This window comes from Leptospira weilii serovar Ranarum str. ICFT, from assembly GCF_000332415.1.
Classification (GTDB): Bacteria; Spirochaetota; Leptospiria; order Leptospirales; family Leptospiraceae; genus Leptospira; species Leptospira weilii_A.
The window spans coordinates 55,248-69,847 of sequence record NZ_AOHC02000041.1; the positions used below are offsets into that span (position 1 = coordinate 55,248).

The 14,600-nt window shown below is 41.7% G+C and carries 12 protein-coding genes; 6 read left to right on the plus strand and 6 right to left on the minus strand.

Annotated elements, in window-relative coordinates; translation table 11 throughout:
* Positions 1–311 precede the first annotated feature (311 nt).
* Genes LEP1GSC060_RS13490 through LEP1GSC060_RS13505 form a run of 4 tightly spaced genes read right to left on the minus strand, consistent with a single transcriptional unit; the run spans position 312 to position 2,985 of the window.
* The gene (locus tag LEP1GSC060_RS13490; protein ID WP_003006742.1) at positions 312–545 is read right to left on the minus strand and encodes a hypothetical protein; all 234 of its coding nucleotides are present in this window, start codon (positions 543–545) and stop codon (positions 312–314) included.
* A 4-nt stretch (positions 546–549) separates the two neighbouring features.
* Positions 550–1,302: a toxin-antitoxin system YwqK family antitoxin gene (locus LEP1GSC060_RS13495; protein WP_036096592.1), complete on the minus strand. Its 753-nt coding sequence runs from the start codon at positions 1,300–1,302 to the stop codon at positions 550–552.
* A gap of 35 nt (positions 1,303–1,337) precedes the next feature.
* Positions 1,338–2,216, minus strand: a complete 879-nt coding sequence (locus LEP1GSC060_RS13500; RefSeq protein ID WP_003006249.1) for a hypothetical protein — start codon at positions 2,214–2,216, stop codon at positions 1,338–1,340.
* Entirely contained in the window at positions 2,209–2,985 is a 777-nt protein-coding gene (locus tag LEP1GSC060_RS13505; protein WP_003006529.1) for a ParA family protein, read from the minus strand. The genes LEP1GSC060_RS13500 and LEP1GSC060_RS13505 overlap by 8 nt, the downstream gene beginning before the upstream one ends.
* Before the next feature lie 120 nt (positions 2,986–3,105).
* Here LEP1GSC060_RS13505 and gatB point away from each other — a divergent pair, with 120 nt between their 5' ends.
* Both gatB and dnaE read left to right on the plus strand, forming a co-directional pair.
* A complete protein-coding gene (gatB, locus tag LEP1GSC060_RS13510) occupies positions 3,106–4,566 on the plus strand; it encodes an Asp-tRNA(Asn)/Glu-tRNA(Gln) amidotransferase subunit GatB (RefSeq protein ID WP_003006506.1) in 1,461 nt (486 codons plus the stop codon).
* Between the two features lie 581 nt (positions 4,567–5,147).
* Positions 5,148–8,666: a DNA polymerase III subunit alpha gene (dnaE, locus tag LEP1GSC060_RS13515; protein WP_080634576.1), complete on the plus strand. Its 3,519-nt coding sequence runs from the start codon at positions 5,148–5,150 to the stop codon at positions 8,664–8,666.
* 91 nt (positions 8,667–8,757) lie between these two features.
* On the opposite strand, the gene LEP1GSC060_RS13520 is transcribed toward dnaE, so the two are convergent.
* Positions 8,758–9,657, minus strand: coding sequence for a M23 family metallopeptidase (locus LEP1GSC060_RS13520; protein ID WP_003005963.1), 900 nt, complete (start codon positions 9,655–9,657; stop codon positions 8,758–8,760).
* A gap of 37 nt (positions 9,658–9,694) precedes the next feature.
* On the opposite strand from LEP1GSC060_RS13520, the gene LEP1GSC060_RS13525 reads away from it, so the two are divergent.
* From LEP1GSC060_RS13525 to LEP1GSC060_RS13540, 4 genes are all read left to right on the plus strand, one after another.
* Positions 9,695–10,600, plus strand: coding sequence for an RNA polymerase sigma factor (locus LEP1GSC060_RS13525; RefSeq protein WP_036096475.1), 906 nt, complete (start codon positions 9,695–9,697; stop codon positions 10,598–10,600).
* A 35-nt stretch (positions 10,601–10,635) separates the two neighbouring features.
* Complete coding sequence (locus tag LEP1GSC060_RS13530) at positions 10,636–11,364, plus strand: hypothetical protein (protein WP_036096477.1); 729 nt, start codon at positions 10,636–10,638, stop codon at positions 11,362–11,364.
* A 146-nt stretch (positions 11,365–11,510) separates the two neighbouring features.
* On the plus strand, positions 11,511–13,340 hold the full coding sequence (locus tag LEP1GSC060_RS13535; RefSeq protein ID WP_003005821.1) for a CHAT domain-containing protein: 1,830 nt from the start codon (positions 11,511–11,513) through the stop codon (positions 13,338–13,340).
* Positions 13,341–13,344: 4 nt separating this feature from the next.
* Positions 13,345–14,031: a YkgJ family cysteine cluster protein gene (locus LEP1GSC060_RS13540; protein ID WP_003006479.1), complete on the plus strand. Its 687-nt coding sequence runs from the start codon at positions 13,345–13,347 to the stop codon at positions 14,029–14,031.
* Positions 14,032–14,158: 127 nt separating this feature from the next.
* Here the strand turns inward: LEP1GSC060_RS13540 and LEP1GSC060_RS13545 are convergent, their stop codons facing one another.
* Positions 14,159–14,479 (minus strand): phasin-related domain-containing protein, encoded by a 321-nt coding sequence (locus LEP1GSC060_RS13545; RefSeq protein WP_003006776.1) that lies wholly within the window; start codon positions 14,477–14,479, stop codon positions 14,159–14,161.
* Between the last annotated feature and the right edge of the window lie 121 nt (positions 14,480–14,600).

The following is a 14,600-nucleotide window of genomic DNA, read 5'->3' on the forward strand; positions in this document are numbered from 1 at the left end:
ATCCGATTTTTATATACGGGGATCTAAAGGTCTCCCGTATATAAAAATTTTTTAATATTCAAATCCCCGAAAATTCTAAAATCCACAGTTTCGCACGTTCTTCTTTCCACGGGATGACTCTTAAAATGCGGGAACTTACTATCGAAAAAGTTGTTCAAAACTGCAAAGAGACGGTTTCTGTCGGAACTTACACGCAAAGTTCGATAACAATAAAGAATCGGATGGTTTGGGACAAAGCTCTTAAACAAATTTTTTTATAAAGCATATTCAATGCGAGTCGGCTTAAAAAAAGCTGCAAAAGGTTTAGGACGTTATCGATACCCTACTTGCCTGAAATACAGATTTAGACAAACAACGATAAACAAATGAAGAATTGCAACGAAGAGATAAAACTTTACGTTCAGATATTCTCGAAACGTTTGAAAGAGTCCTATGTGAACCGCTGAAAACGTGGAGAGCAGAATCCAAAGATTAAAAACGGTCAGCGAAAAATAAACGCTGAGATAGACTACGAGAAGAAAAAAAATTCCGAAGATTGTCCTCACGATTTTATTTTTCGGAAGAAGTCAGGGATTGACATACGGACTCGGAACCTTTATCGGTTTTGCAATTGATCGTTCCGTCCGGAAGATACGTGGTTCTGGAAATAAAATTTCCGTTTTCGTCGAAAATCTCGATCGCTTCCGTTTTATGCGTTGGATAATAATAAAACCAGGTTCTTACTTTCTGTCCGTTTTTGTAATAGCCGGTGTATTCCAGTTCTCCGTCCGGAAAATATTTTTGCCAGAGATCGTTCCTATAACCTTCCACATATCTTCCCTTGAGTTCGACTTGGCCGTTCTCGTAAAATCTTTCGTAGAGGCCTTCTTCGTTTCCTTCGTCTCCGCTCATCATCACTTCGGGTTTACGAGAACCTTTTCCGAAATTTTGACGGATATAAAGATTACCGTTGTCGAAGTTCCAGATCCACTCGCCCCTGCGTATTCCGTTTTCAAAATTCCCTTTTGCTAATATACGGTCCTCGTATTTGGAATAGAATCTGCAAAGACCGTTTTCCAGCCCGAGTTCGTTTATGGAACAGTCTTGATAAATTTTTCCATTGTCGTAATAAATTCGTCTCCTTCCGGATTCGGAAAGCACATACGTGTTCGATTCTTTTTGAAACTTTGCGCCGGTCGGAATTCCCGCGGGAAGCGGCTCCTTTAGACAAGAAAAGAAAAAAGCGAACGCAAAAAATACAACGGCCTTTTTGGGTGAAAAAACGAAAATCCTTCCGAGAAAAAAAATAGACTTAGGGTTCATTCGATTTTTATTATATACTCGATCGTCTACGGAGTTCAATCGATGGTAAACTTTTTATTTACGAGCAATTCTTCGTCCTCGTCGCGAATTTCCACTTCGTAAGAGCCCGGTTGATCGAAAAAAGTATCGTCGTAGTAAGTCTGGAACTTCTCGAAATTCTTACGAAAGTCTTTTTCCTGAACCGAAAATTCTTCCTTTCCGCCGTCCGTTCGATAAATGGTCAGTCGCACCTTCTTAGGAGTGGACCAACCTTTCTTGTAATAGACGAAGAAGTCTTGCCCATGAGAGAAATGGTATTCTTTTTGAGAACTCATTCCGGAAACTTTTTCGGGAGTCATCTTATCTATGTCCATATAGATTTCGTGTTTTGCGGGCCAGAAAAACCAAATGGCGAGCGCCAAAAGAATCACTCCTGCAATTTTCAAAAAACGCGAAGAGCCTTCTCTTTCGGGGGATTCCGGTTTTGTATAATCTTCCAATCTCATGACACTGCTTATCCTGTGAAGGTGGTTCTTTTTGGGCAAATGTTTTTCCTCTCTTGCCTCGGAAGAGGATGAATTCGAAATCGGAGAATTCTCAGGTTTATCGGTTTTCAAAGAAGAATTACTTTCGGTTTGTGCGGAAGATTCGTTTTTATCCGAGTGAATTTGGGAAGAAACATCTCCTAGTGTAGAAACGGATGAATCGTATTCGTCTTGAGGATTTGTTTTTTCCGATGAGACAAATTCTTTTGAAGATACGGATTTTGATTCTTCGGAGCGAATCAAATGATCTTTCGAGGATTCTTTAAGGAAAAAATTTTTTGACTCGGATGAAGAAGGAGAAAATACAGATTCACTTTGCGGAGTTTCTCCTCCCAAAGTCTTTCGAACGTGTGCGCCCGCGGCTTGTTTTAAAAGATCCTTCTTAGCCAAGAGCCAAAACCTCTTCTACAAAACCTTGATAGGATTTTGCCGCCTTTCCTTTGGGTTGGTATTCAAAGAGAGTCTGTTTCATCATGTGAGCTTCTTCCACACTCACCGATGGAGGAATTCTGGATGAAAACAATTTTAAGTAAGGTTCAATCATGGGTTCGAGAGTTTGAGAAAGAGTCGTTCTCGGATTGAACATCGTAAGCACGGCCCCTAAAACTTTCAGAGAAGGATTGAATCGTTTTACGGTATTCTTATGCGCTTCTAAGATGGCTTCGATTCCATCCAAAGAAAACTTGGAAACCTGCAAAGGAACGAGCAAACCCGTCGACGCAACGAACGCGTTGAGAGTGATCATGGAAAGACTCGGCGGACAATCGATGATCACATAGTCGAACTCATTCTTGATCCGTTCCAATGAATCTCTAAGATGAAAAAAACCGTCGATCTTTCCCGCAAGCATTACGTCCACTTCCGCAAGGGACGAATGAGACGGCGCGATCTTTAAACCTTCGATTCGAGTCGGAACCAAAACCTCTCGGAGACCAATCCCGTCCCTAAAAATTCTATAAAGACTTTTTTCTCTTCCTTCATCCTTGTTCAAAGATAGAGAATTCTCTTCGACAAAAACGGAGGTTGCGTTTCCTTGGGCATCCAAATCCAGAAGAACAACTCTCTCTTTTTTGAGAGCAAGCCCGAAGGCGAGATGCACCGCAGTAGTCGTTTTACCAACCCCGCCTTTCTGGTTTGCAATACAGAGGATCTGTTTCATAAAAAATCCGTTGCCCGTAGATTCCGATTTCTCGAGACTACATTTAGAGATCGTTCTCCAAGGATTAGGGATAAGAATCCTCAATCGGTTTTGGATGACAATCCGGAAAAGGAGATACAGTTGGCAGAATTTGAAACCATCATCGGGCTGGAAGTTCACGCACAGCTCAACACGGAATCGAAAATATTCTCTACAAGTGCGACGAAGTTCGGTTCTCCTCCGAACTCTCAGACCAATCCCGTTTGTTTGGGATTGCCGGGCGCCCTTCCCGTTCTCAACGAAACCGTTTTAGAAAAAGCCATCATGGCCGGGCTTGCATTCGGATGTGACATCACTCTTTTTACTAAATTCGATCGTAAGAATTATTTTTATCCGGATCTTCCCAAAGGGTATCAAATCTCTCAGTTTGATAAACCGATCTGCACCGGAGGCGGAGTCACCTTTACGATCAAAGGGGAAGAATCTCCGCGTTATGTGCGCTTGACGAGAATTCATATGGAAGAAGACGCGGGGAAACTGATTCATTCGGCGGACCCGAACGTTCCTCAATCTTACGTGGATTTAAATCGAGCGGGAACTCCTTTGATCGAAATCGTTTCCGAGCCGGACATGCGTTCTTCGGACGAAGCATACTATTATCTCAATTCTTTAAAAGCCGTTCTGAAATACATTCGAGTTTCGGATTGTAATATGGAAGAAGGTTCCCTTCGTTGCGACGCAAACGTTTCGATCCGTCCCAAAGGTTCGGATAAATTCGGGACCAGAGTGGAAATTAAAAACCTCAATTCTTTCAAAGCGGTCAAAGCCGCGATCGACTACGAAGTGGAATGGCAAACGGAAATGGCCTTGGAAGGAAAAACTTTCCAACAACAAACCAAACTCTGGGACTCCGTCGCCAATAAAACCGTAACGATGAGAACGAAAGAAATGAGTCACGACTATCGTTACTTTCCCGATCCGGATCTTCCCGTAATCATTCTTCAAAAAGAAACGGTGGAAGCCGTTCGTTCCAAATTGCCCGAACTTCCGAACGAAAGAAAAAATCGTTTTGTGGAAACATTAGGACTTCCTAAATACGATGCGGAAGTTTTGACCGCCGAAAGGGAAATCGCGGATTACTTTGAAGACGCTCTGAAAGTTTCCGGAGACGCCAAAAAAACTTCCAACTGGGTCAAGGACGAAGTCCTCGGTATCGTAAACAAAGAAAGTATTACAATATCAGAATTTTCTGTTTCAGCACAAAGGATCGGCGGACTTGTAAAACTGATCGCGGACGGTAAAATTTCCGGTAAAATCGCAAAAACGGTGTTCGAAGAACTTCTTACATCGGACAAAGAAGCGGAAACGATCGTCACCGAAAAAAATCTGCTCGTAGTCAGAGACGATAAAGAAATCGAAAGAATCGTAGACGAAGCGATTGCAAACAACGAAGACGCGGTGACCAAGTACAAAAGCGGAAAGGATCGTGCGTTAGGCGCCATCGTCGGCTACGTGATGAAAGTTTCCAAAGGAAAGGCGGATCCGGAGTTGGTAAACCAAATGCTTTTGGATAAGTTGGGACCGTTGCCTCCGAAAGGTTGAGGGAATGGAGAATGTAATCAAAATTTTGCGTTTATTCGATGATAAATCACGTTTTCAGACAAAGCTGAATTTGTAAGATTGAAAATTTAGTCACCACGAATCCACACGTTGAGGGCAATGGGATAGGGACTCTATGTCAGTGTAAGCGTTCTTCTGAAATGTGGGAACTCCTGCAAATTTAAGATTTTCCGTAAACTGTGGGAACTCCTAGGAAATACTATGTGTTTCGGATTGTTCAAGAAACGATGACTTGTGGATAAGGTTGTTAGGTTTTTTGTAATTAACGTGAGTTCGGTATAACAAATGCGAAAGCGATTATGTTGCGACCGCAGGAGCAACATTGAGTTCAAACGCGGTCGCGAAGCGATTCGCCCAAGATTTCAACCGTCGAACTCACGTTAATTATTCAGTTTATAGGAATTTGACCGAAAATATTGAATTACTGATTCGCGCTTCCTTTTTCCAAGAGTGTTTGAAAAATTCGATCTCATAGAAGGCTTCAGAATTCGGTCTAACCAACGGATTTCCGTCGATTAGACTCTTGACGTCGGGTTCACCAAAATTCTATTATGTCCCTTACAATGCAGGATTTCGCCCATCTACATCTGCACACAACTTACTCCATGCTTGACGGAGCGATTCGTATCAAAGAATTGATGCAACACGTAAAAGAGCAAGGTATGTCATCGGTTGCGATGACGGATCATGGAAACATGTTCGGCGCCGTTGAATTTTACAACGAGGCGATGAAACAAGGTATTAAGCCGATTATCGGGAGCGAGTTTTACGTTTCTCCCAACCGAAAACAAGAATCGGAAATGGTCAAGATCGCGGATGGAAACGCATACCATTTAATCCTTCTCGCAAAGAACGAAGAAGGTTACAAAAATCTAATACGTCTTTCCAGCAAATCCTACACCGAAGGTTTTTATAAAAAAGCGAGAATCGATTACGATCTTCTCGACAGACACAGCAACGGTCTTGTCTGTTTAACTGCTTGTCTCGCGGGGGAAGTCAATCGGAAAATTTTGGAAGGAAAGATCGACGAGTCCTTTCAGTTGGCCGGAAAATTAAACGAGATCTTCCGCAAAGAAGATTTCTACATGGAAATTCAAAATCACGGAATTCCCGAACAGATGACCGTGGCCAAACAAATCCACGATTTCGGAAAAAGAAGCGGCATTCCTCTCGTCGTTACGAACGATTCTCACTTTTTAAAAAAGAACGACCAGGAAGCACAGGATATTCTTCTCAGAATCGGAATGCAAAAACGCATAACGGACCCGATGGAATTCGGCTTTAACGGAGAATTTTACGTTAAAAGTCCGGACGAGATGGCGAGGATTTTTCCCGAAATTCCGGAGGCCTTCCATAATACATTAGAAATCAGTAATAAAGTAAATTTGAAACTTCAGTTCGGGAATTATCTTCTTCCGGAATTCGAAGTTCCAGACGGATACGACGCGGATTCTTATCTTGAAAAACTGATCTGGGAAGGAATCGGAAGAAAGTATCCGAACCTTTCTCCGGAAATCAAAGACCGGGTCGTTTTCGAACTCAATACGATCAAGAATATGAAGTTTGCCGGTTATTTCTTAATCGTTCAGGATTATATCAATTACGCGAAGAGAAACGGAATCCCCGTCGGTCCGGGAAGGGGTTCCGCAGCCGGTTCCATCGTAGCCTACGCGCTCGGAATCACGAACGTAGAGCCGCTCCAACACAACCTCCTCTTTGAAAGATTTTTGAATCCCGATCGTAAGGATATGCCGGATATCGATACGGATTTTTGCGTGGAACGGCGTGAAGAAGTCATCAATTATATCCGCAGAAGATACGGAGAAGAGCGAGTTGGTCAGATTATCACGTTCAATTCTCTCGCCGCAAAAGCCGCTCTCAAAGACGTAGCGCGCGTATTGAATCTTCCTTTCGGCGAAGCGAACGAGATGACGAAGGCTTTTCCGAACAAACTCGGGATGTCCATCGCGGAAGCGCTCACAGCTTCATCCGAGCTGAAAAACTTTTCGGAAAAAGACGATATCAATCATAAAATCTTTGCGATCGCTCAAAGGCTCGAAGGAAACTACCGTCAACCCGGAAGACACGCGGCCGGAGTCGTAATTTCTCCTTATCCTTTGGAAGAAGTCGTTCCACTTTCCACGGTCGCAGAAAAAGAAAGACCGGGTTTTCGATCCATCGTAACTCAATACGATAAGAACAACTTGGAAAGCATCGGTCTGATCAAAATGGATATCCTGGGTCTGAAAAACTTAACGACCCTCGACTACGCGATCAAACTCATCGAACAAAGAAGAGGGATTCGAATCAATCTCGACGAAATCTCTTACGATGACGCGAACACATACGCACTTTTAAGAAAAGCGAACACACTCGGTATCTTTCAGTTGGAATCCACAGGAATCACCGATCTTGTTGCGAAAAGTCAGGTAAGCAACTTCGACGAGATTGTTGCCTTGATCGCGTTGTATCGTCCCGGTCCGATGGGCGAGGGAATGTTGGACGAATACTTGGACCGTAAGTCAGGCAAGAAACAAGTCACCTATCCGCATCCTTCCTGCGAATCGATTTTGAAAGAAACTTTCGGCGTTCCCGTTTATCAAGAACAGGTCATGAGCATCTCCCGAGTTGTCGGAGGATTTTCGGTCGGAGATTCCGACATGTTGCGTAAGGCGATGGCGAAGAAAAAAGCCGATCTGATGGAAAAACTGAAAGGACAATTCGTTGAAGGCGCGGTGAAACAAGGCACTCAAGAAAAAGTCGCCAAGGATATCTTCGAACAATTAGAAAGATTCGGCGGTTACGGATTCAACAAATCCCATTCTGTGGCTTACGCGATCATCACGTATCAAACCGCTTACTTAAAAGCGAATTATACGATCGAATATCTCACCGCGCTTCTCGCATCCGATCACGGTAAAACGACCGATATAGTGAAATATATCAACAACGCGAGAGAGATGGGAATTCGAATTCTCAATCCCGACGTTTCTCAATCTCAAACTTCTTTTAGCGTCATCGACGATACTACGATTCGTTTCGGACTTTCCGCGATGAAAGGTGTGGGTGAGACCGCGGCAAACAGTATCATCGAAGCAAGAACGAAGGTCGAAAATTTTAAAACACTGCAAGGGTTTGCTCTCAACATAGATACGAGATTGATCAATAAAAAAGTTTTCGAAGCTTTGATCCAAGCGGGAGCTTTGGATTCTTTCGGTTATACTCGTAAATGTCTTTTTGAATCCGTGGACTCCATTCTTACTTTTGCCCAAAAGGAGCAGGAGAGAACAAAAGAAGGACAGTTCTCTCTTTTTGGAGGAGAGGAAAGTTCTTTCACGCTCAACCTTCCGAAGGACGCGCTCGAATGGGAAATCGACGAAAAGTTAAGACGCGAAAAAGCGATAGCCGGTCTTTATCTCTCCGGTCATCCGCTCGACAAATACGAGAAACAGCTCAAAAGTTTAAGGACGATTCCGATCGAAAAATTCGACGACTTGAAATCCGGAACCAAGGTGGAAGTCGCCGGAGTGATTTCTTCCAAGAATATCAAACTTAGCAAACGAAACGAAGAATTTGCGAACTTCAAACTCGAAGACAGAACCGGAGAGATCGAATGTGTCGCTTTTGCAAAAACGTATCAGAAATATAAGGAATTTATAAAGGAAGACCAGGCGATCTTTATCAAGGGCGACTTGGACAAAATCGAAGTGGGAGATACGGAACTCCGCGGGCAGGTTAAAGTCAACAGTATCGAAATTTTAGACGATACAACGATCGAAGAAAAACTTGAAAAATCACTTCATCTTCGCCTCGAAGAAAGACATACCGAAGATCCGGAACTGATTCCGAAATTGTACGCGTTGCTCGCCTGTTATAAGGGAGAATCTTCCGTTTACTTTCACATCGTTGAAAACCAGGAAGAAAAACAAGTGATCCGCGCTCACGATACGTATTCCATTCAACCGATCAAGGAACTCTTTTTGCGGCTGGCGGATCTTTTGGGAGATCGTACGGTCTTTTATTCCGTCGGAGAACAAATCAAACCGATCAATAAAAATCAGATCGCCGATAACGTCGGCTAACACGGAAAAGTCGGAGGCTGCGCAAAAAAAAATCCGATTTTCAAAATCGCTCTCGTATTCTCTCGCATTTCTTATATCGAACTTGTTTCGATCAAAGGCGACTAACGTAAAAAGTGAAACTTCTTTCGTTGACGTTTCCTCTAAAATCCCGAGCGATTACCTTGATCGTATTTTCGCCGGACTTCAAATTCAGATTTCCGATCAAATATTGATCCTTATGGTAAAGACTCGTAAAGGAAAATCCGTCCGGATTTTTCCATTCGGAAGCGGAGTATTGTAAACCTCCGAAATCGACGGATCTAAGAGTTTCCCCGTTCAGAAAATACCGAACCAGGGTGATTCCCCTTCTCTGGGATTTTTTTTCTCCCGCGTCTACGATCGAAACCGTAAAGGGAAATTCTCTCGAAAGATTGATATTATCCCCGTCGTTGATGTTTGTAAATTTTCCATTTACATGAACGAGCAGACTTGAAATTTCGGGAGCAGTGTTGTCCGGAATCGGAGAAAGAAATTTCATAGGATCCAAAATTTCGAGCCCGTATTTTCGAAGTACAACAAAGTGGAGGTGGGCTCCGCTTGAGTGACCGGAATTGCCCGTAACGCCGATTTTATCACCGGCTTTGAGTCCATCAGGTTTTAATAATTTAGAAATCCTGCCATCTTTCAAGTGGTAATAGGCCGTAAAATTTCCGGATCCGTGGTCCAACCAAACCGAATTTCCCGTTCCTAGTTCGTCCTCGAAAGAATGATCTTCCGTATAACGACTGTACAAAACTTTTCCGTCCGCCATTGCAACCACCGGTTCGTTCACGGAAGAGATATCCAATCCATTGTGAAAGTGATCTCCCCTGGATTCTCCGAAAGTCGAGGTGATTTTGTTTTCCAGTTGATCGGTTTTGACGGGGAGGAGATAATTTATTACTTTATTATTTTCCGCTTCCATGCTGAGATGGAACGCGGTCCAGACGACGATAAGTAGAAATCTTTTCATTCAGGACCCAAACCTAAGTGCAAGTAACTTATACAAAATGAATTTGTCAAAAGATAAAACCCTAGATCTCGTTTCTCGATGTGGAGATGGAGAAGAAGAAGCGCTCAAACAATTCTTCGAAATCTATTCGGAAGATATCTATAATTTCCCGATGAAAATCTTTCATCTGAGCGAAGACGACGCCGGAGATTTTTTTATCTATGCATTTGAAAGATTAAAAACCGGATCTCGTTTCGGAAGTTTTAAGGGAAAATCCAGTTTTAGAACCTGGTTCTATTCGGTTCTTAGGAATATGTTGATCGATTGGCAAAGGACCAAACGAGAGCTCAAGGTCACCAATCTCGGAAAAATCAGCAAAGAAGGAAAAGAATACGCGACCATCGAGGACGAACCGGATACGCGTCCTACAATGCAGGAAGAAGCGAGCGAATTTTCCGATCGATTCAATCAGGCCCTGGAAGAAATCGGAGTCGATAAACGGGTCATTTTCAAACTTTCCTACATTTATTATTTAAACCTAAACGAAGACGAAGTTCAGTATCTTCTGGAAAAAACGGGATTATCTCCAAACACGCTGAAAGAAAAAATTCTTCAACTCCGGTCGGAGCTTTCCAATCGAGAAGAAGAGAATATTAGAATGGAAGATAAGATTACTTCTCTTTATCTGAATATTCTAGAGTTAAAAGAAAAGCAGCAGAATACGGCAAAGATCGCGCCTATTCTTCCTATGGAAGTGGACAAAACTTCTCACGCTTTGAAAAAAAAATACGAGCAACGTAAGAAACTTTTGGAAAAGAAAAAGAAAGGGCATTTCCTTGCGAGAACCCCGTACCGTGAAGTTGCGGACTTAATCGGCATTTCGGAAGGGAACGTAAGCGTCACTTTACTCCGTTTAATTGAAAAAATTCAGAAAAAGCTGGATTTTAGTGATTTGGAATTTTAAAAAATTCCGTCATTTTATGCTATTGGAGAACTAAAATGGATTCGGGATCTGAAATGAACCAAACAAACGAGCTTATGCTCTCGCTTTTAAATGGAGAGGTAGCTGATGCAGATACAGATATAAAACTGCAGAATCAACTGATTCAAATGGAAGAGTCGATCCAAGCCGGTATCAGCGCCTCTACCTTATCGTATTTAGACCAAGTTTCTAAAAAGGGAAAATATTCCGAACTTCAGGAAACGATCGATTTGCAAAAGGCGGATTTAACCGGTTATCTGACGAAGGGCATTCCGGAATATCTAAAACGTTATGTTTCATTGGAACTGGCGAGGAAATCCCCTGGAAAGGAGTCAATCGTAGTAAAATTGGGAAAGTCCGGGGCCCGGATCTTTGAAAGTCTCGTAGAATCTCTTCAGATCAATACAAGAGTTGACTACGCGCCTTCCATGCGTTCGGCCTTAACCAAGGATCCTTCCGAATTCGTTGTTTTCGAAGAAAAGGTTCTGGATAACTCAAAATTTACATATCAATTGGTTCAAGAAACGCCTGAAACCGCTTTTTTAAGCGTTAAGATCGAATCTCCGGATGTGGATTCGTTTCAAAGAGTGAATCTTTATAAGGACACAAGATTTATTCTTTCCAACCAATTCAATAACGAAGGAATCGCTAACTTCTCCGGCCTAAGAGAAGGAAAATACACCGTAGAATTCCAAGGAAAAGAAAACTCCAAATCCTTGGATCTTTTCATTCTTTTGGAAGCCTAATACCGGAAAACGGCTTTCCGGAAAAAAATTTCCAACGCTGTATGATACCGAAGTTCCTGGAAAGGGATTTCCTTTTTATTTTTCCAAACAAAAAGTTTTCTGAAAAAAACGTTCCCGTGTTATAATTTGATCCTGGATTTTTAGCCATGCTGAAATTAATTATAGATAGAGTCGGAAGTGTAAACGTATTCAACATTATAGATACGTCTGGAAGCGGATCCGAATCCCATATACAATCTACGATCGACGAAGACCTTATCTTAGAGTATATTAAAGAAATTGAAAATTTAGTTCGTGTATCCAATGCGGTAAATTCCAAAGGAATGAGTCACAAAACTTTGGAAACCGAAATTCTTCACGAGTTCAAAATCCTCGGAGAAACCTTTTACGATCAGTTTTTTCCCGTGCCGATTCAAGAAAAGCTGAGGCTCACCACGGAAAAATACCTTCATTTGAATATGGATCCTAAACTAGGAGTGATTCCGTGGGAACTTCTGCACGACGGGACTTGTTTTTTATCGGATAAATTTTTCATCGGTAAAACGGTTCGAGGAGAATCGAGCCAAAACGCTTTTAAAGAAAAAGAAAAATTAAGGATGCTCATCGTGGCGGATCCGACGGAGGATTTGGAATGGGCTCAGAAAGAAGGGGAGCAGCTTTTTAAGGTTCTAAGTGCAAAAGTTTCTCCTTCCCGATTGGAAATCGAATTTATCGGGGGAAGGCAAGTAACAAAATTGAAATTGCTTTCTTTGATCAAGGGCAAGAACATCATTCACTACTCCGGGCATCTTTACTTTTCGGACGATTCTTTGGAAAACGGATGGCAAATCTCCGAAGGTAAAATCCTAAAAGCGAGAGAGATTAAAAATTCGGGATTCAATACCGACTTGGTTTTTTCCAATTCTTGTCAGTCCAATTCGAACGCGTCCAGAACTCTCAACTCCGATTTGATGAACAACTTTGCCGGAGCTTTTTTGATGTCCGGAATCAAAAGTTTTATCGGAACCAATTGGGAAATCATCGATAACCAAAATACGATCGATTTTACGATTCAGTTTTATACTTATCTGTTCAGCGATAAAAGTATCGGAGAATCGCTTTTTTTAGCGAAAGAATATGCCAGAAGAATTTTCGATACGAACGATCTTACGTGGACGAATTATTCGCTTCACGGAATTCCGAATCAACAAGTGATGGTGGATCCGACCAAGGGAAAACCGATTCAAAAAATCATCAATCCTTCTCTAATTTCGAATTTCTATCCTTCAAACATTGCCGCTTCGTACTATAACTTCATTCAAAAACAAAAGGAAGAAACCGAATCTTCTTTCGAATTGATTCGGTCTTTGATTTTTTCTTTTGAAGAATTTTCCAAAATTGTCGGTGGAATTATCTTCAGCGATCATCAACATCATTCTTTGGGAAAATACATTCCGAACAACCCGGACGACTCGGTGGAAATCAAAAAATGGTGGGAACTGATTTATCAATGTCTTACGGATTTTAGAAAACTCGAAATCAGTCCGCTTATCGGCAACATTCAGGAAGTTCTGCAAGTGAACAAAGATACGATCCAAAAAATGATTCAATGGATCGATCTCTATCGGCGCGGACAGATTTTACCCGATTCGGCCGACGGTTATCTGATATCTTTTCAGTACTATTACGAAAATCTTTTGATGGAGTTGGATGAATTGGAAAAGACGAGTATCTTTCTCGTTTCGACGAATTCCAACAATCATCTTTTCTTTCGAGGAATAAAACCGGAAACTTCCTTGGTAGTAGCTCCTGTGGTCAAACAGGATTATATCGGAGAACAGATAGAAAAGTTCCGAGGTAAGGTGATCATATTCAACGAAACCAGAATGACGATCATCCCGATGCTTTGTAGCGTGATAGAAAATACGGAAACTAAGGAGTTAGAACTCAGCTTTCCCGGTTTTAAATCGGAAAAAAACTCCATTCAGAATCTTTAATATTTTGAGTCTTTGTCAACCCGATAAGGGTAATTTTTCATGCGGTTCTTGTTGTGGAATTTTTAATTTGGATCTAAGTCCGGATGAAATCCGCAAATTGATTTCAGAAAGAACGGAAGAATTCAAAACTTCCGTGGATTTTAAAAAACCTTGGACGATGGCTGAATATCGAAAAGTTCGGGAAAAAAGGGAAGTATCCATTCGAAGAAAGGACGAACTTACTTATAATTGTCCTTTTCTGGGAGCTTTCGGAAAAAAGATAGGGTGTATGATCCATCCGATTTTTAGCGGAGATCCGCTGAGTCAAAATTATTCTTTTTACGGTTCGTCGATCTGCCAAGGTTACGAATGCAGAAACATGGAACGTAAAAGTTCCAAACTTTGGGAAAATCTTTTAGGTGAAATGGAATTGGACTCTTTCACTTATTCCGCGATCGCTTCCGATTACAAAACTCTCGACTTGATCGAAAAAACTTTTTCTCAAACGGGAATTTCCATCGAGGAATTGTTTCGATCCAAAAAAGATCTTTTGAAACGATTGATTCAACGAAAAATCGATCAAAACGTTGCGATGATGAATACTTCTTTTGAAATCCCGATGGTTGAGGAGAAAGGCCCGGCAAAGGAAGTTTTGATTCGACTTTTGAATCTTACTTACACGCCTGAATTGTTAAACGAAATCGACCGATGAATTTCGCCTTGCGGATTTGATTCATTACGATTTCCTTTGTTGATTTTGAACTTGAACCGAAGTTTACTCAAAACACCAATGAACACAAAATCCTTCCTGCATCTAAAAAATACAGGAAGGAAAACAATCAATGTCTAGCGGCAGTCTCTGCTTTCGGTTTTGAAGATCCGTTCAAAGGGATCTTTGCGGACGAAACGCTTTGGCCAACTTTCGATTTAACTTCCTCTACCTTAGAGTTGACTTGTCCTGCAACTCCTTCGACTGAGTGAAGAGTTTCTTCGATGTATTTTCTAAGGTTTTTGGCGACCTCGGACTGATCTTGCGCTCCTTTAGATGCAAGTTCCTTAAATTCTTTTTCAACTTTTAGGAGAATGCTATCGGCTTGTTCGCGGAGTGATTTTGCAGCTCCAATCGCAAAGTTAAGCGCTTCCTTGATTTCTTTTTCCATAAGTTTTTCCTCTGTTTTCTGCACTGAGAATAGACCAATTTTATGCAGCGCACAAAAACGTGTCAAATGAAAATTTGAACCCATGAAAAGAATTACAAAACTATAATTTGAGAACTTTAAA